19 protein-coding genes and 1 riboswitch are annotated in these 21,609 nt (G+C 71.4%); of the genes, 3 read left to right on the forward strand and 16 right to left on the reverse strand.

What is annotated here, in order from left to right; genetic code table 11:
* Window positions 1-28: 28 nt before the first annotated feature.
* The 5 genes from Ato02nite_RS47335 to rpe all read right to left on the reverse strand — a co-directional run bounded on the left by Ato02nite_RS47335 (window position 29) and on the right by rpe (window position 4,995).
* On the reverse strand, window positions 29-1,234 hold the full coding sequence (locus Ato02nite_RS47335; RefSeq protein WP_213013306.1) for a bifunctional 3,4-dihydroxy-2-butanone-4-phosphate synthase/GTP cyclohydrolase II: 1,206 nt from the start codon (window positions 1,232-1,234) through the stop codon (window positions 29-31).
* Window positions 1,227-1,826 (reverse strand): riboflavin synthase, encoded by a 600-nt coding sequence (locus Ato02nite_RS47340; RefSeq protein WP_213013307.1) that lies wholly within the window; start codon window positions 1,824-1,826, stop codon window positions 1,227-1,229. The genes Ato02nite_RS47335 and Ato02nite_RS47340 overlap by 8 nt, the downstream gene beginning before the upstream one ends.
* The gene (gene ribD / locus Ato02nite_RS47345) at window positions 1,826-2,881 is read right to left on the reverse strand and encodes a bifunctional diaminohydroxyphosphoribosylaminopyrimidine deaminase/5-amino-6-(5-phosphoribosylamino)uracil reductase RibD (RefSeq protein ID WP_213013308.1); all 1,056 of its coding nucleotides are present in this window, start codon (window positions 2,879-2,881) and stop codon (window positions 1,826-1,828) included. The genes Ato02nite_RS47340 and ribD overlap by 1 nt, the downstream gene beginning before the upstream one ends.
* Before the next feature lie 122 nt (window positions 2,882-3,003).
* Window positions 3,004-3,183: riboswitch (FMN riboswitch) on the reverse strand.
* Between the two features lie 89 nt (window positions 3,184-3,272).
* A complete protein-coding gene (locus Ato02nite_RS47350) occupies window positions 3,273-4,280 on the reverse strand; it encodes a GGDEF domain-containing response regulator (protein ID WP_213013309.1) in 1,008 nt (335 codons plus the stop codon).
* A gap of 34 nt (window positions 4,281-4,314) precedes the next feature.
* Window positions 4,315-4,995: a ribulose-phosphate 3-epimerase gene (rpe, locus tag Ato02nite_RS47355; RefSeq protein WP_213013310.1), complete on the reverse strand. Its 681-nt coding sequence runs from the start codon at window positions 4,993-4,995 to the stop codon at window positions 4,315-4,317.
* 76 nt (window positions 4,996-5,071) lie between these two features.
* Between rpe and Ato02nite_RS47360 the strand changes: the two genes are divergently transcribed.
* Window positions 5,072-5,929, forward strand: coding sequence for a septum formation family protein (locus tag Ato02nite_RS47360; protein WP_213013311.1), 858 nt, complete (start codon window positions 5,072-5,074; stop codon window positions 5,927-5,929).
* Here the strand turns inward: Ato02nite_RS47360 and Ato02nite_RS47365 are convergent.
* Window positions 5,906-6,211, reverse strand: a complete 306-nt coding sequence (locus Ato02nite_RS47365) for an ArsR/SmtB family transcription factor (protein ID WP_213013312.1) — start codon at window positions 6,209-6,211, stop codon at window positions 5,906-5,908. The genes Ato02nite_RS47360 and Ato02nite_RS47365 overlap by 24 nt on opposite strands.
* 34 nt (window positions 6,212-6,245) lie before the next feature.
* On the opposite strand from Ato02nite_RS47365, the gene Ato02nite_RS47370 reads away from it, so the two are divergent.
* Window positions 6,246-7,703 carry an enoyl-CoA hydratase/isomerase family protein gene (locus Ato02nite_RS47370; protein WP_213013313.1) on the forward strand — a complete coding sequence of 486 codons (1,458 nt, stop codon included), beginning with the start codon at window positions 6,246-6,248 and terminating at the stop codon, window positions 7,701-7,703.
* Between the two features lie 61 nt (window positions 7,704-7,764).
* On the opposite strand, the gene Ato02nite_RS47375 is transcribed toward Ato02nite_RS47370, so the two are convergent.
* The 7 genes from Ato02nite_RS47375 to Ato02nite_RS47405 all read right to left on the reverse strand — a co-directional run bounded on the left by Ato02nite_RS47375 (window position 7,765) and on the right by Ato02nite_RS47405 (window position 17,871).
* Window positions 7,765-9,237, reverse strand: a complete 1,473-nt coding sequence (locus Ato02nite_RS47375) for an RsmB/NOP family class I SAM-dependent RNA methyltransferase (protein WP_213013314.1) — start codon at window positions 9,235-9,237, stop codon at window positions 7,765-7,767.
* A complete protein-coding gene (fmt, locus tag Ato02nite_RS47380) occupies window positions 9,234-10,160 on the reverse strand; it encodes a methionyl-tRNA formyltransferase (RefSeq protein ID WP_213013315.1) in 927 nt (308 codons plus the stop codon). The genes Ato02nite_RS47375 and fmt overlap by 4 nt, the downstream gene beginning before the upstream one ends.
* A 4-nt stretch (window positions 10,161-10,164) precedes the next feature.
* Entirely contained in the window at window positions 10,165-10,722 is a 558-nt protein-coding gene (gene def, locus Ato02nite_RS47385; RefSeq protein ID WP_213013316.1) for a peptide deformylase, read from the reverse strand.
* Between the two features lie 61 nt (window positions 10,723-10,783).
* Entirely contained in the window at window positions 10,784-11,992 is a 1,209-nt protein-coding gene (locus Ato02nite_RS47390; RefSeq protein ID WP_213013317.1) for a cytochrome P450, read from the reverse strand.
* Between the two features lie 31 nt (window positions 11,993-12,023).
* Window positions 12,024-14,714: a toll/interleukin-1 receptor domain-containing protein gene (locus tag Ato02nite_RS47395; RefSeq protein ID WP_213013318.1), complete on the reverse strand. Its 2,691-nt coding sequence runs from the start codon at window positions 14,712-14,714 to the stop codon at window positions 12,024-12,026.
* Between the two features lie 38 nt (window positions 14,715-14,752).
* A complete protein-coding gene (locus Ato02nite_RS47400) occupies window positions 14,753-17,254 on the reverse strand; it encodes a primosomal protein N' (RefSeq protein WP_213013319.1) in 2,502 nt (833 codons plus the stop codon).
* A 35-nt stretch (window positions 17,255-17,289) separates the two neighbouring features.
* The gene (locus Ato02nite_RS47405) at window positions 17,290-17,871 is read right to left on the reverse strand and encodes a TetR/AcrR family transcriptional regulator (protein ID WP_246608177.1); all 582 of its coding nucleotides are present in this window, start codon (window positions 17,869-17,871) and stop codon (window positions 17,290-17,292) included.
* A 96-nt stretch (window positions 17,872-17,967) separates the two neighbouring features.
* On the opposite strand from Ato02nite_RS47405, the gene Ato02nite_RS47410 reads away from it, so the two are divergent.
* A complete protein-coding gene (locus tag Ato02nite_RS47410; RefSeq protein ID WP_213013321.1) occupies window positions 17,968-18,741 on the forward strand; it encodes a class I SAM-dependent methyltransferase in 774 nt (257 codons plus the stop codon).
* Between the two features lie 39 nt (window positions 18,742-18,780).
* Here the strand turns inward: Ato02nite_RS47410 and metK are convergent, their stop codons facing one another.
* From metK to rpoZ, 3 genes are all read right to left on the reverse strand, one after another.
* Window positions 18,781-19,971, reverse strand: a complete 1,191-nt coding sequence (gene metK / locus Ato02nite_RS47415) for a methionine adenosyltransferase (protein WP_213013322.1) — start codon at window positions 19,969-19,971, stop codon at window positions 18,781-18,783.
* 75 nt (window positions 19,972-20,046) lie between these two features.
* Window positions 20,047-21,264, reverse strand: a complete 1,218-nt coding sequence (coaBC, locus tag Ato02nite_RS47420) for a bifunctional phosphopantothenoylcysteine decarboxylase/phosphopantothenate--cysteine ligase CoaBC (protein ID WP_213013323.1) — start codon at window positions 21,262-21,264, stop codon at window positions 20,047-20,049.
* 69 nt (window positions 21,265-21,333) lie between these two features.
* Entirely contained in the window at window positions 21,334-21,597 is a 264-nt protein-coding gene (gene rpoZ, locus Ato02nite_RS47425; RefSeq protein ID WP_015623990.1) for a DNA-directed RNA polymerase subunit omega, read from the reverse strand.
* Between the last annotated feature and the right edge of the window lie 12 nt (window positions 21,598-21,609).

The following is a 21,609-nucleotide window of genomic DNA, read 5'->3' on the forward strand; positions in this document are numbered from 1 at the left end:
CCCATTGTCATTGTTTCCCGCACGCTGGTCAGCCCAACGCTTCGAACAGGTGCCCCATCCGGTCCCGCTTCGTGCGCAGGTAGTGCACGTTCTCCGGGAACAACCGCACCGGCAGCGCCTCCCGGCCGAGCACGGTCAGGCCGTACCCCTCCAGGCCGGCCCGCTTCGCCGGGTTGTTGGTCAGCAGTGTCATCGAGCGCACGCCCAGCTCGTACAGGATCTGCGCGCCGGTCCCGTAGTCCCGGGCGTCGGCCGGCAGGCCCAGCTCGAGGTTCGCGTCGACCGTGTCGAAACCGCGGTCCTGCAGCTGGTAGGCCTGCAGCTTGTGCAGCAGGCCGATGCCGCGGCCCTCGTGGCCGCGCATGTAGAGCACGACACCGCGGCCGGCCGCGGCGACCCGCTCCAGGGCCGCGTCCAGCTGCGGTCCGCAGTCGCAGCGCTTCGAACCGAAGACGTCCCCGGTCAGGCACTCCGAGTGCACCCGGACCAGGACGTCCTCGCCGTCGCCGATCTCGCCGAAGACCAGCGCCACGTGCTCGCCGCCGTCCGCCTTGGCGCGGTAGCCGACCGCGGTGAAGTCACCGTGCTCGGTCGGCAGCCGGGTCTCCACCACCCGCTCCACGCTCTGCTCCAGCGAACGCCGGTAGGCCACCAGGTCGGCGATGGTGATCAGCGCGAGGTCGTGCTCGATCGCGAACTTCTCCAGGTCGGGGCGGCGCTGCATGGTGCCGTCGTCGTTGACCATCTCGCAGAGCACACCGGCCGGGCGCAGGCCGGCCAGCACGGACAGGTCGATCGCGGCCTCGGTGTGGCCGGGGCGGCGCAGCACGCCGCCGGCCTTCGCCCGCAGCGGCACGACGTGGCCGGGCCGGGTGAGATCGGTCGGGCTGGTCTCCGGGGAGGAGAGCAACCGGAGCGTACGGGCCCGGTCGGCCGCCGAGATGCCGGTCGCGACACCCTCGGCCGCGTCCACCGTGACCGCGTAGGCGGTGCCCCGGCGGTCCTGGTTGGTGTGGAACATCGGCGGCAGGTCGAGGCGGTCGGCCTCCTCCTCGGTGATCGGCGCGCAGATGTACCCCGACGTGTAGCGGACCATGAACGCGACCAGCTCGGGCGTCGCCTTCTCGGCCGCGAAGATCAGGTCACCCTCGTTCTCGCGGTCCTCGTCGTCCACGACAATGACCGCGCGACCGGCCGCGATGTCCTTGATGGCCCGCTCGATGTCCTCAAACATGACGTTCTCCCAGCATCTTTTCCACGTACTTCGCGATCACGTCGACTTCGAGGTTCACCGGGTCGCCCACGGCCTTGGATCCCAGCACGGTCAGCTTCAGCGTCGTCGGGATCAGGCCGACACCGAAGGATTCGTCGTCCACCGCCATGACGGTCAGCGACACCCCGTCGACGGTGATCGAGCCCTTCTCCACCACGTACTTCGCGATGTTCGCCGGCAGCGCGAAGCGCAGGACCTCCCACTGGTCGGCCGGCTCGCGGCTGAGCAGCCGGGAGACCCCGTCCACGTGGCCCTGGACCAGATGGCCGCCGAGGCGGCTGCCCAGCGCGGCGGCCCGCTCGAGGTTGACCTGGCTGCCGACGCGCAGCGCGCCGAGCGAGGACCGGCGCAGCGTCTCGCCCATCACATCGGCGGTGAACACGCCCTCCTCGTTGTCGATCACAGTGAGACAGACGCCGTTGACCGCGATCGAGTCGCCGTGCCGGGCGTCCGTGGTGACGACGGGTCCGCGTACGGCGATGACCGCCGAATCGCCGCCCGCGTCGGTGAGGCGCACGACCTCTCCCAGTTCCTCGACGATGCCGGTGAACATCAGGACTCCTTCTGTCGGAGCGATGCGATGAAACGCAGGTCAGGGCCGATCTGCGCGATGTCGGTGAGTTCGAGTTCGATGGCGTCGCCGATGGTGGTGACGCCCGCGTCGAGCAGGGCGGTCTTACCGGCCCCGAGCAGCTTCGGTGCCACGTAACCGATCACCTGGTCGACCAGCCCGGCGGCCAGGAACGAGCCGGCCAGGGTGGGCCCGCCCTCCAGCAGCACCGAGCGGATGCCCCGGCCGAACAGGGCCTGGAGCAGGGCATGAAGATCGACGCGGCCGTCCGGGCCGGCGCCGACCTCCCGGGTGGTGACGATCCAGGTCGGTGCGGCGACGTCGCGCACTCGCGCTTTTTCCGGCGTACGGCCGGTTGAGTCCACGACCACCCGCAGCGGCTGCTTGATGGCGAGCGTGCCGTCCTTGAGGTCGCGCACGGTGAGCTGCGGGTCGTCGGTGACGACCGTGCCGGACCCGACCATGATCGCGTCCATCGTGCTGCGCAGCGTGTGCACGTCGGTGCGGGCCGGCGACGAGGTGATCCACTGGCTGGTGCCGTCGGCGGCGGCCGAGCGCCCGTCCAGGGTGGCCGCGAACTTCCAGGTCACGAACGGCCGGCCGCGGCGCACGGCGGTGAGCCAGGCGACGTTGCCCTGCTCGGCCTCGGCCCGGCGTACGCCCGTCTCGACCTGGACCCCGGCGGCGCGCAGGGTGACCGCCCCGCCCGACGCCACCGGCGTCGGGTCGTCGACCGCGATGATCACTCGCTTGACCCCGGCGTTGATCAGCGCCTCGCTGCAGGGGCCGGTGCGGCCGGTGTGGTTGCAGGGCTCCAGGGTGACCACCGCGATGCCGCCGCGGGCCCGCTCACCGGCCTGGGCGAGGGCGACGATCTCGGCGTGCGGCCCACCGGCGTACGCGTGGAAGCCCTCGCCGACGATCTCGCCGTCGGTGTCGAGGAGCAGGCAACCGACCACCGGGTTGGGGCTGGTCGTGCCGAGGCCCCGGCCGGCCAGCGCGATCGCGCGGCGCATTGCCTCGTCCTCGGTCACCATCCGCTTTCGTCCTCTCAGCGCGGCACGGTCACGCGCTGGAGATTACTGGAGGAAACGCAGGAAATCGGACATCAGGGTACGCTACGCGCACCCCGGACGTGGCCCGGCCACGATCCGATTCCGCGCGCTGTCTCCCATCCGGACTGTCTGACCGGGGCGGCTTGCACCGTCCGATCAACCGTCGGCCCCGGATTTTCACCAGGTCCACCGTCCGTCGTTGGAACGACGTCCGGGTCGCGGGCTTACCGATGAAGCATCGGATCACCGCCGGTTCGGAATTTCACCGAGTCCCGCCAGCGCGTGGTGGGTTAACCCCGAGTTTTACACGAACGATCGACTTTGCAAGAGGCAGGCGAGGCATATCACATCTCCTCAAGAGGAAATGTCATACCTATTCGGCGTCGCTCTCGCCCCGCCGGCGGTCGATCGCCACATATGACCCAGGCTGGGACTTCGCCACCTTCTTCATCTCGGACGCGACGGCGATCACCACCCGCGGATCGGCGTACTTCCGGCCGTCGGCGGTCGCCTGGGCGACCCCGATCGAGAGGGTGACCAGGGCGGCCCGGCTCTTGCCGCCGCGGCGGTCGGGCACCTCGATGTAGCCGCGCTCGGCGTCGCTCGCGTCGTAGAGCCGGTCGGCGGCCTGCTCGAAATCGGTCACCGTGCGCTTGGTCAGCGGCAGCACCTGGTCGGGCGCGCAGATGAAGACGAAGTCGTCGCCGCCGATGTGGCCGAGGAAGACCGACGGCTTGCCGATCGACGCGACCGCCTTGTGCAGGCTGCGGGTCAGGGCGGTGATGAACTCGTCGCCACGGTCGAACCCGTACACGTCGTTGACGCTCTTGAACCGGTCGATGTCGATGTAACCGACCGAGTATTCGCCACCGGCCTTCATCCGGTCGGCGATCTCGCGCCGCACCCGGGCGTTGCCGGGCAGGCCGGTCAGCGGCGACGTCTCGCGGAACTCCTTGTTGCGCCGCAGTGTCGACGACACCCGGGCGATCAACTCGGCCGTGTCGAACGGCTTGACCAGGTAATCGTCGACGCCGGCGGTCAGCCCGACCACCTTGTCGACGCTCATGCCCTTGGCGGTCAGCATGATCACCGGGAGCGCCGAGGTGAGCGGTTCGGCCCGCAGCCGGCGGGTCAGCTCGACGCCGTCCATGCGCGGCATCATCCAGTCGACCACGGCGAGGTCGGGACGCTTGGTCTCCATCACCTCGAGGGCGTCCTCGCCGTCGCGGGCCCGGATCACGTCATAGCCGTGCACCTTGAGGTTGAACTCGACGAAACCCGCGATGTCCTGATCGTCGTCGACCACCAGGATCAGGTCGGGCCGGTCGTCCGCGTCGGAACCGAGGTCCTCCGCGCTGTGCCGCACCACGCCGGTGCTCATCCGCTCTCCCCGCTTGTTGCCCGCAACGTCCCGCTCAATGATGGGACGACTGGGCCTCCACGGCCAGTGCCCGAAGTTGGTGAATCGCGTCGGCCGGGTCCTCGGCGCCGTAGACGGCGGTGCCGGCCACGAACGCGTCGGCGCCCGCCTCGGCCGCCCGGGCAATGGTGTCGGCGGCGATGCCGCCATCGACCTCGAGGCGTACGGAGAGATCCTTCGCGCTGATCCGGCGGCGCACGTCGCGCACCTTGTCCAGCATTTCGGGCATGAACTTCTGCCCGCCGAAACCGGCCTTGATCGTCATGATCAGCAGGGTGTCGAGGTAGGGCAGCATCTCCAGGTAAGGCTCGACGGGGGTGTCCCGGTCGATCGCCAGCCCCGCCTTAGACCCGGCCGCGCGCAACGTCTTGGCCAGGGCGACCGGATTCTCGCACGCCTCGGCGTGGAAGGTCACGTTGTAGGCGCCGGCCTCGGCGTAACCCGGCGCCCAGCGCTCCGGGTCGGTGATCATCAGATGCACGTCGAACGGGATCGTGGTGGCCTTACGCAGGCTCTGCACCACCGGCAGGCCGATCGTCAGGTTGGGCACGAAGTGGTTGTCCATGACGTCGACGTGCACCCAGTCGGCCGCCCCCTCGATGGCACCCACCTCGTCGGCGAGACGGGAGAAATCGGCGGCCAGGATGCTCGGGGCGATGATCGGCTTTGCGCTCACGGTCGAAGTCTAGGGCGTTCGCATTCGTGGTATCGCGAACCGGATAGAGTGGCGCGTCCGACAAGGGGGGCGATCGATGCGACGGTGGGCGGTGGCCGTGCTGGCGTGCGCCCTCATCTCCGGCTGCGGCAGCCTCCCGGCGGGCGTCGACGGTGACCTGGTCAACGACTGGAAACCGATGCCGGCCGCGACCGCGTTCCGCCCGGCCGCCGGCACCTGCCACGGCGAGTTGGCCCAGACCGGCACGATCGACGACTACGCCCCGGTGGCCTGCGGCGGCCCGCACCTGGCCGAGACGGTCGCGGTCGCCGACCTCGGCCAGGCCACCACGTTGGAGGCCGGCCTTCCGCAGGCGTTCACCGCCTGCTCCAAACGGGTCACCGCGTTCCTGGGGGCCGACTGGCGCACCGGGTGGGTGCTGCTGCAGCCGGTGCTGCCCGGCAAGCAGGCGTGGGCCGGCGGCGCGCGCTGGTTCCGCTGCGACGTGGCCGAGACGTCCCCGGTCGACGGTGCGCTGGTGCGCCGCTCGGGCAGCATGAAGGGCGCCGTCAAGGGGTCCGGCAAGCTGCGGATGACCTGCGCCAACCCCACCATCAAGGGCGAGTCGGTCACCGAGATGCACCCGGTGGCCTGCGCGAGCACCCACACCGCCGAGTTTGCCGGCCTCTTCGAGACCACCGCGAAGCGGTCCAGCGACGTGAGCGGCGACGCCCTGGCCGACGGCTGCGACCGGGCGATCGCGAAGTTCGCCGGGTTGTCCGACGACGGCTCGCTGGAGAGCCGGATCGGCTGGCTGGGCTTCCCGCCGGACGACACCGCCTGGCAGATGGGCGACCGGGCGATCCGCTGCTTCCTGTGGCTCAACGGCGAGAAGATGACCGGCTCCTACCGCAACGCCGGCCCGTCGAAGCTAAAGATCCACTACTCCGACTGAGCTTCTCGTCAGAGCCTCGATCAGCCCGGGGAACCGAGCGTCCAGCTCGTCGCGGCGCAGCTCGATGGTGTGCGTGCGGCCGGTCACGGTGGTGCGCGTCAGACCCGCCTCGCGCAGGATGCGGAAGTGGTGGGTCATGGTCGATTTGTGCACGCCGAAATCCCAGTGGGTGCCGCATTTGCCGTGCGGCCGGCCGTCGGCGAGCGTCTGCACGATGCGCAGCCGGATGGGGTCGGCGACGGCACGCAGCACGTCGACCAGAGCCGCATCCTCCTCCGCCATGGCCGTAAGCGTACCGGTGGTCTAGCGTGATGGTATGACGGATATCCAACAATCGGGTTCGGTCCGCTGGGTCTGGGACGCCGACGGGGTCGTGACGGTGACTCTCGACGACCCCGGCCGCACCGCCAACATGCTCAACCGGCGCCACCACGACGGCCTCGACGCCTGCCTCGACGACCTGACCGGCCACCTCGACCGGCTGCGCGGTGTCGTGCTCACCTCGGCGAAGCGGTCGTTCATCGCCGGTCCGGAATTCGTCGCGAGCGAGATCACCCCGGAGGAGGCGGCCGAGACGTACGGGCTGCTGGTTCCGCTGCGCGACCAGGCCCGCCGGCTGGAGACGCTGGGCCGGCCGGTGGCCGCGGCGCTCAACGGCTCGGCCCTGGGTGGCGGCTTCGAGCTCGCGCTGGCCTGCCACTACCGGGTCGGGCCGGACGACCCGTCGGTGATCTGGGCGCTGGCCGAGACCGGGATGGGCATCATCCCCGGCGGTGGCGGTGTGGTGCGGGTGACCCGGATGGCCGGCATCGCCGCGACCGTCCTCGACATCGTCGGCCCCGGCACCGTGTTCCACCCGGCGTCCGCGCTGGCCGCGGGCATGATCGACGAGGTCGCCGCCGATGTGGTCGCCGCCGCCCGCGCCTGGGTGCTGGCGCAGCCGGAAGGCGTGTTCGTGCAGCGCTGGGAGCGGCCCGGCTACCGGATTCCGGGCGGCACCGCCGAGCCCGTCGGCGTCGCCGAAGAGGTGCGCCGCCGGTCGGCGGGCTCACCGGTCCGGGCCCTCGCCGCCGTCCTCGACGTGGCGGTCCGCAGCGCGGCGGTCCCGCCGGCCGAGGCTTTCGAGATCGAGACGGCCGCTTTCCACCCCCTGCTGGCCGCCCCGGAGTTCCCCAGCCTGAGCTACCTGTTCTTCGCCCTGCGCACAGTCGCCGGAGACGTGGGCACCGCGGACCTGAGGGCCGGGGACGCGGGCGCCGGGGACGCGGGCGCCGGGGACGCGGGCGCCGGGGACGCGGGCGCCGGGGACGCGGGCGCCGAACCGCCGGCCGGTGAAACTGCGGTCGCCGAAACCAAGATCGCCGGAACCGCGACCGTGCCGCCGCTGCGGGGCCTCGCCGCCGGCACGGCCGAATTCCCGCAGGTCGTCCAGAACCCGCTGGCGGCGGTGTTCTTCGCCCCGGACGCGCCGATCGTCGAGATCACCGGCGACGACGCCGAGGCAACCGCCGCCGAGGTCCGCGCGAAAGGCGGCATCCCGGTGGTGATCCGCGCGGGCACGACATCCTTCGTCCGGACACTGCTCGATGCTGGCCCCGACCAGGACGCCATGACCGCCGCCGCCCGCCGCGCACTCGACGACGGCCTGGTCATCGACCCGGTCGCCGCCGATGTCGCCTCGGTCCTGGCCGCCGGCTTCCCACCCTGGACCGGCGGCGTCCTGCACCACCTGGCAACCGCCGACCAGGCCGCGCAGCCCGCGACCGACGACTGAGCGACCCGACCGCAGAGCCGCGCGGCACCACCGCTGAGCGATACAGCCGCGCGGCGAGAGGTCAGGCCGTGCGGCGCAGGACCGCCAGGAACATCGCGTCGGTGCCGTGCCGGTGGGGCCACAGTTGCACGGTCGGGCCCGGGCCCAGCTTCGGCATGCCCGGTGGCAGCAGGGTGCGGGCGTCCACGTAGTCGGCCTCGACCCCGCTGCGCCGCGAACCCTCGGTGAGCGTCACCTGCGTCTCGACCATGTGGGGGGAACACGTCACGTACGCCACGAGGCCGCCCGGCCGGACCGCCCGCAGCGCCGCCACCAGCAGCTCGCGCTGCAGTTTGGTCAGCGCCGGCAGGTCGGACGGCTGGCGCCGCCAGCGGGATTCCGGCCGGCGCCGCAGCGAACCCAGACCGGTGCAGGGCGCGTCGACCAGCACCCGGTCGAACCCCTCCTCCGGCAGGTCGGGGTCCTTGCCGACGGACCGGCCGTCCATCGGCAGCACGGTGACCGGCATGCCCTCGGTGGCCTGCTCGACCAGGCGGGCCCGATGCTCGGCCACCTCGACCGCGGTCACCTCGGCACCGCGCGACGCGGCGATCGAGCCGAGCAGGCCGGCCTTGCCGCCGGGGCCGGCGCACAGGTCGAGCCAGCGGGTGTCCCGCCCCTCGATCGGCGCGGCCAGCAGCGCGGCCGCGACCAGCTGGGATCCTTCGTCCTGGACGTGCGCGCGCCCGTCGTGGATGGCGGCGAGCTCACGCGGCGAGCCGCCGTTGAGGTAGACCGCGTACGGCGAAAACGCCCCCGGCTGCCCGTCGACCTCGTCGGCCAGCTCGACCGCGTCGGCCCGGCCCGGCCGGGCGCACAGGTGCACGGTCGGCGCCTGGTTGTCCTCGATCAGCAGCCGGGCGGTGTCGTCGAGGTCGCCGCCGAGCGCCTCGGCGAACGCCCGGATGATCCACTGTGGGTGGTTGTGCAGCACCGCGAGGTTGGCGACCGGGTCCTTCTCGTAGTCCGGGGCGAGTTTGCGCAGCCAGTCGTCGAGCGAGGTCTCGGAAATGGTGCGCATCACCGCGTTGGCGAAGCCGGCCGCGCCGGGCGCCACCGACCGCACCAGGTCGACGGTCTGGTTGACCGCGGCGTGCGACGGCACCCGGGTGTGCAGCAGCTGGTAGGCGCCGAGCCGCAGGGCGTCCCGGGCCGGCGGGTCGATGCGGGCGACGTCCCGGCCGGCCGCGTCCGCGATGATCAGGTCGAGTGTGCCGAGCGCGCGCAGGGTGCCATAGGTGAGCTCGGTGGCGAACGCGGCGTCCCGCCCGCTCAACCTCATGTCGCGCAGGATGTCGGAGAGCACGAGGTTCGCGTACGCATCATCGCGATGGACGGCCGCGATCGCCTCGTACGCCGCCTGTCGTGCCGGATCGGACGGTGGGCGACCGCCTCGCGGAGCCCGGCCCGAACGGTCGTCGCGGCTGTAGCCCGGTCCCGCGGTCCCGCGGGGTCGTCCCGAGCCGTGCGGCCGGTCTGCCTGATGAGGTGTCACGCGAGCTTCTCTCCCGGTTGGATCCGCAGGCCGCGGGCCCAGTCGGTGGCCGCCATCGCCTTCTTGCCGGCCGCGCGCACCTCACCGAGTGCGACGGGCGTGGTGGCGGTGCCCACGAGCACCTGATTGCGCTCGACGAGCAGGTCGCCGGGGGCGAGGGACGGGCCGTTGGCGACCGGCTTCACCGGCCCCAGCTTGACCCGGTCGTCACGGAACGTGGTCCATGCGCCCGGCGCGGGCGTGCAGGCCCGGACCCGCCGGTCGACCGCGAACGACGGGTCCGACCAGCGGATGTGCGCGTCGTCGACGGTCAGCTTGGGCGCGAAGGTGACGCCGTCGCCCGGCTGCGGGTGGGCCACCGCGGTGCCGGCCTCGATCGCGTCGAGCACCGCCACGAGCAGTCCCGCACCCGAGACGGCGAGCCGTTCGAGCAGGTCACCGGAGGTGTCGGCGGGCCGGATGTCCTCGGTGAGGGTGCCGTAGACCGGGCCGGTGTCGAGGCCCGCCTCCAGTTCGAAGACGCTGGCCCCGGTCACCTCGTCGCCGTGCAGCACCGCGTGCTGCACGGGGGCGGCACCGCGCCAGGCGGGCAGCAGCGAGAAGTGCAGGTTGACCCAGCCGTGCTTGGGGATCTCCAGGGCGCTCGGCGGCACCAGCGCACCGTAGGCGACGACCGGCGCACAGTCGGGGGCGAGCTGCTTCAATCGCTCCTGAAATGAAGGGTCGCGCGGCTTGTCCGGGGTCAGCACCTCGATGCCGTGCTCGTCGGCCCACGCACCGGCGGGCGACCGCACCAACCGGCGGCCCCGGCCGGCCGGGGCGTCCGGCCGGGTGACGACGGCGAGCAGCTCGTGCGACGACGCGGCAATGGCGTCGAGGGCGGGCAGGGTGACGGCCGGTGTGCCGGCGAAGATCAGGCGCACCCGGTCACCGCCCGAGCCCGAAGATGCCCCGGGTGTGCGGGCTCTCCTTGATCGTCGGCGGCTTGGCCGCGTCGTACCACTCCGCGGCGCGGATCTGCTTCATCGCGTCCTTGCGGGCGGCCGAGTCGAGCCGGTCCAGGAAGAGCACACCGTCGAGGTGGTCGGTCTCGTGCTGCACGCACCGCGCCATCAGGCCGGTGCCGACCAGCTGAATCGGGTCGCCGTGCTCGTTGAAGCCGCTCGCCACGACATTTTGCCGGCGCTTGGTATCGATGTAGATGCCCGGGATCGACAGGCAGCCCTCGGGACCGTCCTGCTCCTCCTCGTCGGGGAACGACAGCACCGGGTTGACGATGTGCCCCACCACATCGTCGACGTCGAACGTGAAGACCCGCAGCCCGACACCGAGCTGAGGCGCGGCCAGGCCGGCCCCGCCCTCGTCCTGCATGGTCTCGACCAGGTCCCGGACGAGGTTGCGCAACTCCTTGTCGAAGTCGACGACGAGATCCGCCGGCGTCCGCAGGACCGGATCACCGAAGAGACGGATGGGCTGAACGGTCACGCGGCAGTACTCCTGACATTCCGGGGCGGCAGCCTCCTATCCTACGGAGTCGCTTCCCCGATCACCGTGTCAGCGTGACGGGGAGCTCCCGCCAGCCGCGCAGGTTCATCCGAGCGCGCCTTTTCGGTCTCCCGGCGAGGGCGAGATCCGGGAACCGGCGCACCAGCGCGGGCAGCGCGACCTGCGCTTCCATCCGGGCCAGGGGCGCGCCCAGGCAGTAGTGCACGCCGGCACCGAACGACAACGGCGACACCCCCTGCCGGTCCGGGTCGAAGACGTCGGGCTTGTCGAACCGGGCCGGGTCCCGGTTGGCCGCGCCGAGCAGCAACACGAGCTCCGCGCCGGCCGGCACGGCTACGCCGCCGACCTCCGCCGGCCGGGCGACCCGCCGGGTGGTGAGCTGCACCGGCGAGTCGATGCGCAAGACCTCTTCGACGTACGCCGGTGCCAGCTCGGCGTCATCGCGCAGCTTCTCCGCGTACGCCGGATGGTCCAGCAGCAGCACCACCGCGTTGCCGATCAGGTTGGTCGTCGTCTCGAAGCCCGCCACCAGCAGCAGCGCAAGATTGGCCAGCAGCTCGTCGGCGGTGAGCCGTTCCCCGTCCGCGTCGTGCGCGGCGGCGAGCGCGGTGACCAGATCGTCGGCCGGCTCCTCCCGCCGCACCTCGACGAGATGCCCGAAGTAATCGATCAGCTCGTCGGCCGCCGCATCCGCCCGCACCCGGTCGGCCTCGGTCCAGTGCATCTCCAGCACTCCGGTGAGGGCTTCGGCGAGCCGCCGGAACTTCCCCCGGTCTGCGACCGGAACACCCAGCAGGGCGGTGATCACCGCAATCGGCAACGGGTACGCCAGGCGGCCGACAAGATCGACCCCATTGCCGTACGCCGTGAGCTCGTCCAGAAGCTCGTCGACCTGCTCGGCGATAACCGTCCGCAGCGCCGAGACCCGCCGGGCGGTGAAGACTCCCGCGGCGAGCCGCCGCTGCCGAGTGTGGTGCGGCGGGTTGGACCGCAGCATGGAGTCGGCGAAGAGCGCAACCGCCCGGTACTCCCGCCACCCCGGCCACGCGGCCTCCAGGTGCGCCGCGTCGAACGTCTCCATGGCCGGGTCCCGCAGCGCCCGGTCAACGGCCGCATAGCCGGCGACCAGATAGAGCGGCTCGGACACCTGCAGAACCGGGCCGTGCGCGTGCAGCGCCGCGTAGGCCGCGTCGGGTTCCTGCTCGGTGGGCGGCGCAAGAAGGACCCCGGCGGCTTCGGCAGCGTTCATCACCCCATGGTGCCCGTCGATGTCCACCTCGTCACCGCCGCCGAAGGCCCTCCCGCAGAAGCTCGAGCGCCTCGCCGAACTCGGTCTCCTGCTCCTTCGCCCACTCCCGGATGCGCGCGGCCAGCCGATTCCGGACCTCTTCGGCGAGCAACGGTGCCACCACCCGGTATCCGGCGTGGACGCGCCGCGGCTCGATCCCGCCCGTCAGCCGCGAGCCGAGCTCGACGACCAGCTGGTGGATCCGGACCGGATCACCGGCACCGGGCCATCCGGCGAAGGCGGCTCGCAACTCCGCGACGCCGACCTCCGCGCGCGCCGCCCCCTCGATCATGTCGGTCAGCTCGGTCAGCGGCACGTCGGCCCGCGCCGCGTGCCCCACGTCACGCGCCGCAACAACCCGCCGGACGTGCTCGTCTCTCGCGGCAGCCAACTCGATCACCGTGGCGGCACCAGGACGATCGAGCAGTTCAGGCCGTGCCGTGATCACCTGGACGGCAGTCGTGATGATCTCGGGATTCCGCGCTTCCGATCCCTCCCACATTCGATCGAGGAAGAGAAGCGCGTCCTCGGTCGCCGCCGGGGCCATCAGGGCTCGCGGAAGCGCACGCCGAAGGTTCCGCTCGAACCGGTGGTCACCGAGGGAAAGGCCGGTCAGCCGGCGCGCGTAGTCACGGTCGCCCGCGTACGGCGACCCGGCCGCCAGACCGGGCGGCGGAAGATGGCCGGCGACCAGGAGCATGAGGTCCAGAGTGGCCCGGTCCGCCGCCGGCAGCCTCGCCCCGGCGGCATCCGGCGCCGCCAGGGAACGGAGCCAGGACGGCGCTTGCGGATCGTCCGCGAGCCACCGGACCAGCGGGTCGGGTCCCCGCCCGGTTGCGGCCGCGATCAGGTCCGCCTCCCGATCCGGCGAGAGCAGCCATTGTCTGATCCGATCCGCCGGGATGCCCTGCTCCACGATGCGGGCCAGCAGATCCGGCACCGGAAACACCGTGCCCATCCGCCGCAGCAGCGGGAGGAGCACATCGTCCGCGCCCGCGCTGCGGACCAGGCCGGCGGCGCTCTCCAGCCACGACTCGTCGATCCCGCCGCGCGCGGCCCGGCGCTCGAACACCTCGACGAACACGTCCGCGAGCTGAGGCAGCCAGTTCGCGGCCACTGCCCGCAGGTCCGTCGCTTCGCCCTCCACCAGGAGGAACCGCAGGATCGCCTCGTGCTCGCGAACCGGCACGCGCTCGGCGAGACGACTCCCGGCAACGACGGCGCGAACCTCACCGATGTCCACCGCCCGGTCCAGCACGAGATCCCGGCCGACGCCCGCCATCCCGCTCACGGAGTCCAGGACGGCGAGCGCCGCGGTCGTCGCCTCCCGGCCGAGCCGGTCCGGCATCTCGGTGGCCTCGTCGAGGTGCCGGACGACCACACCGATCGAATACCGCTCCAGCAGCCGGCGGAGCCGCCACCGATAGGACCGGGACTCCGGCCAGTCGCTGAGATCCGGGTCGACCCCGGGCCGGACCGTCACCGCATTGCCGGCCCGGACCGGCCGAGGCCGTTTCAGTGCAGGGTCGAGCCCATCGTCAGGTCGGGGGCGCACCGGGCCCGACACGATCGCGAACGGCCCGTTCGTATCGTCGAGCGTGCCCGTGCTCAGTTGCAGCAGAACGGTGATCCCGCGCGGCAACAGGGCCGCGACCGCATCGAACAACCGGGCCGTCTGCTCCGGCTCGGGCGAGTCCGAATCCGGAAGCACGCGGACCGGTGTGCTCAACGTGAGAGCGGCCACGCTTGCCGCCCACGACGCCAAGGCGTCGCCGGCTAGCACCTCCGCGGCCCGTGCTTTGCCGAGCTGCCCCGGCGCCGGATCGGGGACGGTCGCGTCGTCGAGGTACCGCTGCCACGCCAGACGTGCGTACCCAGCCAGCGCCTCGTAGCTCAACGGCCGATCGGCGGCCAGGCATAGGCACAACGCTCCGGCGATGGGCCGGCCCGTGGCGTCGTAGTCACCGGTCCAGTCCCACCACCACACCCGGTGGAGCAGGCCCGAGTCGCCGGTGGTGGCGGCGAACGTGGCCCAGGGGAAGCCACCGAATCCGCCGACGGCCGGCAACGTGCCCGGCTGAAACGACTCGGTCTCCCGCCGGATCTCTCCGATTTCGTCCGGCGCGGCGTTCGAGGCGAGGATCGAGTAGTCGCCGTAGGTGCCGGCGGGCTTGGACCACCAGGCCCACCCATCCAGCCGGACGCCGCCGGTATCCACCCGCGGAGCGCGGGACGAATTCGCCGCCCCGTCGCCGACTTGTGCCGAGGTGCCGTCGGCCCCCACGAAGGACGTGAGGACGGCGACACCACCGGCATGCACCCGGATGCTCGCCACGAACGAGTTGTCCGGCAGTCGCCCGTCGGTCACGTCGTGGTGCTGCACGTTGTTGACCGCGAGCAGGCCCCGCCCGGACAGCAACAGCGGCATGATCGGCTTGCCGAGACGGTCGGCCAGGATGACCTCGCGGTCCACCCATTTCGAGGACCGCGCCGCCTCGGACATGACCACGACGAAGACCGCACAGTCCTCGATCTGCCGTTCGATGGTGGTGGTCCACCGGTCGCCGGCGTTGATCGAGTGGTCGAACCACACGGGCACGCCGGAGTCACCGAGGTGACCGGCGAGCTTGCGCACATAGGCCACGTCGTCATGCGCGTAGCTGATGAACACGTGCTCGCCCACGCTGCCACCCTAGTGCCGTCGCTCCACAGCGGACGTGGTCAGAACATCATCGCCGGGTCCACCTCGATCCGCACCGGCAGCGCCGCCCGCTTGGCACTGCGCACCGCCGCCGCCTCGTGCAACGCGTGCGCCATCGCGCCGGCCTGCGACCGCGACGTGCGCACCAGCATCCGTTCCTGCCCCTCGTCGGCCGGCACCGGACCGAGGATCTCGGCCGAGTCGGGCAGTTTCGCGGCGTCGAGCAGCTCGGCGACCGCCTCCGCCACCCCGGTGAGGCTGGCCATCCGGGCGGCGGGCGGAAAGCCCAGCTCCCGCCGCTCGGCCAGTTCCCGCGCCGCGAACCACCCCGGATCCCACCGGATCAGCGCCTGCACCGTGGCGAGCGACCCGTCCGCCACGACAACCACCCTGCCGCCCGCCTTCGCGGGCCGGGCCAGCGCCGACGCGGTGAGCCACCGCCGCATGGTCTCCTCGGCGGCGCGCAGGTCGGAGCGGGTAAGCAGCGCCCACGTGTCGAGCAGCAGCACCGCCCCGTAGCCGCCCTCGGCGACCGGCTCGGCCCCCGGCGTCGCGACCACGACCGACGCGGTCCCCGGCACACCGTCGAGAATCTCGTCCCGCCCCGAGGTCCGCACCGGAATGTCCGGGAACGCCCGCCCGAGCTCCTCGGCCGTCCGCCGGGCGCCGGTGATCGAGGCGCGCAGCCGCCGCCCACCGCAGGCCGGGCACGAGTAGTCGGCCGCGGCCCGCCCGCACCACCGGCAGGTGGGCACGTCCCGCGCCCCCGCCAGCGACAACGGCCCCGAACAGTGCGGACACCGGGCCGGCGTGCGGCACTCCGCGCAGGCGACGGACGGCAGATAGCCCCGCCGCGGCACCTGGACGAGCACCGGCGCCCCTGCCTTGAGCGCCTGCCTGGCCGCCTCCCAGGCCAGACTGGGCAGCCGGGCGGTAGCCGCTCCCGGATCCCGGGCGAGCTGCGGATCGTCCCCGGTCGGTGCGATGGCCGGCACGCGCTTCCGCAGCACGTCCCGCGAGGCCGAGATCTCCTTGGCCCACCCGGTCTCCAACAACAACTGCCCTTCACCGGTACGGGCGTGGCCCCCGACCAGCACGGCACAGTCGGCGAGGCGGGCCCGGGTCAGCAGCACCTCGCGGGCGTGCGGATAGGGCGACCGCGGTTCGGCGTGCAGGTCGTCCCCGTCGTCCCAGATGACGAGGAGCCCGAGCTTGGCGACCGGCGCCCACATGGCAGCCCGGGTCCCGACGACAACCGGAACCTGATGCCGGCTGGCCGCGAGAAACCGCCGATAGCGCTCGGCCGGCCCGAGCGCGGCATTGAGCGCGACATGCAGCCCATCCCCGAGCACCGAGCCGAGCGCCCGATCAACCCGCTCAAGATCCCGAGCATCCGCCACGACGATGACCACACCCAGCCCGGCCCGCACAGTCGCCGCCGCAGCCTCGGCGATCCGAACAGCCCAGTCCTCCCCCGGCAGCACCCCCCAAACGGCCCGGGGCGACCGCCCGTCCTCGAGCGCCCGCAGAAACGCGGCCCCCGCAACATACGAATCCCACCCACCGGCAGCAGGCAGCCCCTTACCCGGCGGCAGCACAGCCACCACCCCACCGTCACCCGGCTCCCCGCCCGCCCGGCGAGCCGTGCCCTCGCCAGCCGCCGGACCGCCCACCGCCGGACCAGCCGTGACCGCGCCTGCCTGGAGACCGCCCACAGCCAGACCACCAGCCGCGACCTCACTCGCCACCGCGCCAGCCGCGACCTCACCGGCTGCCAGGCCAGCCATCCCGCCAGCCGCGACCTGACTCGCCGCCAGGACGGTCGCCGCGCCGGCTCTGATCTCACCAGCCGCAGAACTGGTCGCAGCCGGGCCGACGGCGGTCAAGCCAACGGCCGGGCCGGTCGTTGGCCCGCTCCCCGCCCAGCCGGCCGCCGGGCCAATCGCCGTGGCCTCGCCCCCCGCCACACCAGCGGCCGCCGGGGCCGCTGCCGAATCAGCCGTGGCCACTCTCGCCGTCGCCTGATCAGCGGCGGTGGCGCCAGTATGTGGACCGTCAGCGATGGGCGCGGCGCCGACGCCTTGCTCCCCGGCCGGGACCTCCATGCCGGATAAGTCGGGCTTATCGCTCTTCTTGGCTTGGGCCTCGACTCGGGCGTGGCGGGGCGGGACCGCCAGCCGCAGCACGTCGCAGAGGTTTCCGGCGTAGCGGTCGGCAACCGCTCGCGCCAGCCGCGCCACCTCGGGGTCGAGCACCCGCTCCGGCGAGACGATCTTGTCGAGATAGGCCAGCTTGCCGCCGTGCGGTGAGGACTCGGCCCGCTCCAGCAGGAACCCGGTCACCAGTTGGCCGGCGAACCGGACCTTGACCCGCACCCCGGGCTGCGCCGCCTCGTCGTCGGCCGCGGCCACCAGGTAGTCGAAGGGCCGATCGAGGTGCGGCAGGGGCACGTCGACGCACACCCGGGCCACCGGCGACCGCTCGGCCGGGACCCGTTCGCTGCGTGCACTCTTGCTGGTCATCGCCGAACATTCTGCCGAAGGGGTGTGACAAAAGCTCAACCGCGCGCGACGCCCGACAGCACTGCCGCCACCATCCGCTCCAGGACATCCGGCCCCGGCGGCCGGGCTCCGCGGTCGGCGTACAGCAGGTGGGCGGAGCCGATCAGCATCGGGGCCAGCGTGTCGACGTCGGCGCCGGGGGCCAGCCGGCCCAGGTCGCGCTCGGCCGACAGGTACTCCCGGATGATCGCGCCGGCCTCGGTCAGCAGCGGAATGCCCCAGGCGCCCCGGGCCGACCGCACCCGGGCCCGCAGATCGTCCCGGAAGGTGATCAGGCTGACGATGGCGACGGCCACCGAGTTGAAGATCTCTTCCAAGAACGCGGTGAGATTCTCGGCGACCGTGGCGGTGCCGACGGCGGAGAGCAGCATCGGCTCGGACAACAGGAGCCGCTGGATCCGGTCCAGCACCAACTCGGTCAGAAACTGGTCGAAATCGGCGAAGTGCCGGTGCAGCACGCCCTTGGCCACGCCGGCCTCGTCGGTGACCGCACGGCTGGTCAGGGCCTGCGGCCCATCCCTGAGCAGCACCCGCTCCGCGGCCGCGAACAACTGCTCCCGTACGTCTCGAAGCGCCACACCGGTCGGCAACGAACCCCCAAGGGATAGCGAATGGGCGCTCGCCCACTTAAGGTGGGCGCGTGCCCACTATACGGCCCCGAGGAGCGTGAACCCATGACCGAGTCACACCACCAGCGACAGGCCGCCGAGTCGTTCGGTGCGGAGGCCGAGCGCTACGACCGCGCGCGGCCCAGCTACCCGCAGCAGCTGATCCACCGGATCGTCGAGAACAGCACCGGCCCGCACGTCCTCGACGTCGGCACCGGCACCGGCATCGCGGCCCGGCAGCTCGAAATCGAGGAACAGCACGTGCTCGGTCTCGACGTGGACCCGCTGATGGCCGAGCAGGCCCGCCGCCAGGGCCTCGAGGTCGAGGTGTCGAAGTTCGAGGACTGGGACCCGCGGGGACGGCAGTTCGACACCGTCGTCGCCGCGCAGGCCTGGCACTGGGTCGACCCGATCGCCGGCGCGACGAAGGCGGCCGGGATCCTGACGCCCGCCGGTCGCATCGCGCTGATCTGGAACGTGATGGAGCCCGAGCCCGCGGCCAGGAAGGCCTTCGCCGAGGTGAACGCGTCCGTCCTGCCCGACTTTCCCAACCTGTGGTCGGGTGACCGCCCGATCCTCGAGTTGTACGGCCGAATGTTTGAGACCGCCGAGCACGGCCTGGAGAAATCCGGAGATTTCACCCACCCGGAACGGTGGCGCGTCGACTGGGACCGCGCCTACGGCAAGCAGGAGTGGCTGGACCAGCTTCCGACCTTCGGCGGGATGAGCCGGCTGCCGAAGGGCCAGGTGGACGAACTGCTGGCGATGACCGCCACGGCGATCGGCGACAGCTTCGTCATGCACTACACAACCGTCGCGGTGACGGCCACCCGGAAATGAACGGACCGGCGCCCCGGAAGGGGCGCCGGTCCGGAAAACTCAGGCAGCGGCGTTCTTGAGGTCCTGTGCCCGGTCGGTGTTCTCCCACAGCAGGTCCGGCAGGTCACGGCCGAAGTGACCGTACGCGGCGGTCTGCTGGTAGATCGGGCGCAGCAGGTTCAGGTCACGGATGATCGCGGCCGGACGCAGGTCGAAGACCTGGTTGATCGCCGCCTCGATCCGCTCGACCGGCACATTCTCGGTGCCGAACGTCTCGACGAACAGCGACACCGGGTGCGCCTTACCGATCGCGTAGGCGACCTGCGCCTCACACCGCTCGGCCAGACCCGCGGCAACCACGTTCTTGGCGACCCAGCGCATCGCGTACGCCGCGGAACGGTCCACCTTGGACGGGTCCTTGCCGGAGAAGGCACCGCCGCCGTGGCGCGCGTAACCGCCGTACGTGTCAACGATGATCTTGCGGCCGGTCAGGCCGGCGTCGCCCATCGGGCCTCCGATCTCGAACCGGCCGGTCGGGTTGACCAGCAGCCGGTAGCCCTCGGTGTCGATGCCGAGGCCCTCGAGCTCGGGCGCGATGACATGCTCGCGAACGTCGGGGGTCAGCAGCGACTCCAGCGAGATGTCGGCCGCGTGCTGCGACGAGACGACCACCGTGTCGAGACGGACCGGCTTCAACCCGTCGTACTCGATCGTCACCTGGGTCTTACCGTCCGGGCGCAGGTACGGGATCGTGCCGTCCTTACGCGCGGCCGACAGGCGGCGGGCCAGACGGTGCGCGAGCGCGATCGGCAGCGGCATCAGCTCAGGAGTCTCCGAGCAGGCGAAGCCGAACATCATGCCCTGGTCGCCGGCACCCTGGGAGTCCAGGACGTGCTCCGAGTCGCCCTCACGCAACTCCAGCGCGCTGTCCACGCCCTGGGCGATGTCGGGCGACTGGGCACCGATGGACACACTCACGCCGCAGGACGCGCCGTCGAAGCCCTTCTTGGACGAGTCGTAACCGATCCGCAGGATCGTGTCGCGCACGATGCTCGGGATATCGGCGTAGGCCTGCGTGGTGACCTCGCCCGCCACGTGCACCTGGCCGGTGGTGATCAGAGTCTCCACCGCCACCCGGCTGCGGGGGTCCTGCGCCAGCAGGGCGTCGAGAATGCCGTCGCTGATCTGGTCAGCGATCTTGTCCGGGTGGCCTTCCGTGACCGACTCGGAGGTGAACAGGCGGCGTGCCACGGTGCTCCTCAGCTTGTCGAAGTTCAACGTATCGCGAGAGTGTAATCACCACGAACGACAGGAGACGCTTGGGTGCTATGCCGTCTCACCGGCATCGACCTGGCGTTCCAGCAACGCGATGGCGTGGTCGTAAATCCTATCGGCCACATCTTCTTTGCGGAGTTCGCCGAGGGCCGTCGTGCTTCCGTCGGCCCCGAGCAGCGTGACGTCATTGTTGTCGGAGCCGAAGACCCGATCGACACCGACCTCGTTGACGACGATCAGGTCAGCTCGTTTCCTGACCAACTTAGCGCGCGCGTGCTCAAGAGCGTCGTGCGTCTCGGCCGCGAACGCAACCAGCAATTGACCAGGGCGTTTGTTCGCACCGAGTTCGGCCGCGATGTCCGGGTTGGTCACCAGGACGATCGGGTCCGGCGTACCCCCCTCGGTCTTTTTGATCTTTTGGTCGGCCATCGTGGCCGGCCGGAAATCGGCGGGCGCGGCCGCCATGACCACGATGTCGGCATCGGCGAAGGCCTTCACCGTCGCGGCGCGCAACTCCTCGGTGGTGCCGACCCGGATGATCTCGGTGCCGACCGGGTCGGGCAGCGCAACGTTCGCGGTGACGAGCGTTACTCGCGCGCCGCGGGCGACGGCCGCCCGGGCGAGGGCGTAACCCTGTTTGCCGGATGACCGATTTCCGATAAAACGCACGGGATCGAGGGGTTCCCGCGTGCCGCCGGCGGTCACCACGACGTGCCGACCAGCCAGATCCAAATCAAGACCCCGCTTGAGTACGGCCTGAGCACGCTCGAAGATCTCCGCCGGATCAGGCAGCCGCCCCTTGCCGGTATCTGCCCCGGTCAGTCGCCCGACCGCCGGTTCGATCACGATTGCGCCACGTTCGCGCAGGAGTGCGACGTTCGCGCGCGTCGCCGGGTTCTCCCACATCTCGGTGTGCATGGCCGGTGCGTACACAATCGGGCAGGTCGCCGTCAGCAAGGTGTTGGTGAGCAGATCGTCGGCGATCCCGTGCGCCGCCTTGGCCAGCATGTCGGCGGTGGCCGGCGCGACCACGACCAGGTCGGCGTGCCGCCCGATGCGCACATGCGGCACCTCGTGCGCGTCGTCCCAGACCTCGGTCGCGACCGGCTTGCCGGACAGCGCCGCCCAGGTGGGCGCCCCCACGAACTTGAGCGCCGAGGCGGTCGGCACCACCCGCACGCTGTGCCCGGACTCGGTGAACAGACGCAACAGCTCACAGGCCTTGTAGGCGGCGATCCCGCCACAAACCCCCAGGACGACTTCAGTCATGAGACAAATGATCCCGCGTCCGTCGGGCGGACGCGGGATCAGTTTTGAACCTGTGGATAACCCGGATGCTTACGGGTTGTCCGTGGCTTCGGCGGTCAGCAGACCGGCGTTGATCTCACGCATGGCGATGGAGAGCGGCTTCTCCTGCGGGGTGGTCTCGACCAGCGGCCCGACGTATTCCAGCAGGCCCTCGCCGAGCTGGCTGTAGTAGGCGTTCACCTGGCGGGCGCGCTTGGCCGCGAAGATCACCAGCGAGTACTTCGACGAGGTCTTGTCCAGCAGCTCGTCGATGGGCGGGTTGGTGATGCCTTCGGGGTTCGCGATGGTTCCCACAGTTAGAAAATC

Source organism: Paractinoplanes toevensis, assembly GCF_018332695.1.
Classification (GTDB): domain Bacteria; phylum Actinomycetota; class Actinomycetes; order Mycobacteriales; family Micromonosporaceae; genus Actinoplanes; species Actinoplanes toevensis.

Coding starts and splice junctions, on each gene's coding strand:
- Ato02nite_RS47370 (WP_213013313.1), top strand. CDS start 6,246: ATGACGGATATCCAACAATCGGGTTCGGTCCGCTGGGTCTGGGACGCC.
- Ato02nite_RS47390 (WP_213013317.1), bottom strand. CDS start 11,992: ATGAACGCTGCCGAAGCCGCCGGGGTCCTTCTTGCGCCGCCCACCGAG.
- Ato02nite_RS47410 (WP_213013321.1), top strand. CDS start 17,968: ATGACCGAGTCACACCACCAGCGACAGGCCGCCGAGTCGTTCGGTGCG.
- Ato02nite_RS47340 (WP_213013307.1), bottom strand. CDS start 1,826: ATGTTCACCGGCATCGTCGAGGAACTGGGAGAGGTCGTGCGCCTCACC.
- Ato02nite_RS47360 (WP_213013311.1), top strand. CDS start 5,072: ATGCGACGGTGGGCGGTGGCCGTGCTGGCGTGCGCCCTCATCTCCGGC.
- Ato02nite_RS47350 (WP_213013309.1), bottom strand. CDS start 4,280: ATGAGCACCGGCGTGGTGCGGCACAGCGCGGAGGACCTCGGTTCCGAC.
- Ato02nite_RS47365 (WP_213013312.1), bottom strand. CDS start 6,211: ATGGCGGAGGAGGATGCGGCTCTGGTCGACGTGCTGCGTGCCGTCGCC.
- Ato02nite_RS47335 (WP_213013306.1), bottom strand. CDS start 1,234: ATGTTTGAGGACATCGAGCGGGCCATCAAGGACATCGCGGCCGGTCGC.
- coaBC (WP_213013323.1), bottom strand. CDS start 21,264: ATGACTGAAGTCGTCCTGGGGGTTTGTGGCGGGATCGCCGCCTACAAG.
- ribD (WP_213013308.1), bottom strand. CDS start 2,881: ATGGTGACCGAGGACGAGGCAATGCGCCGCGCGATCGCGCTGGCCGGC.
- Ato02nite_RS47400 (WP_213013319.1), bottom strand. CDS start 17,254: ATGACCAGCAAGAGTGCACGCAGCGAACGGGTCCCGGCCGAGCGGTCG.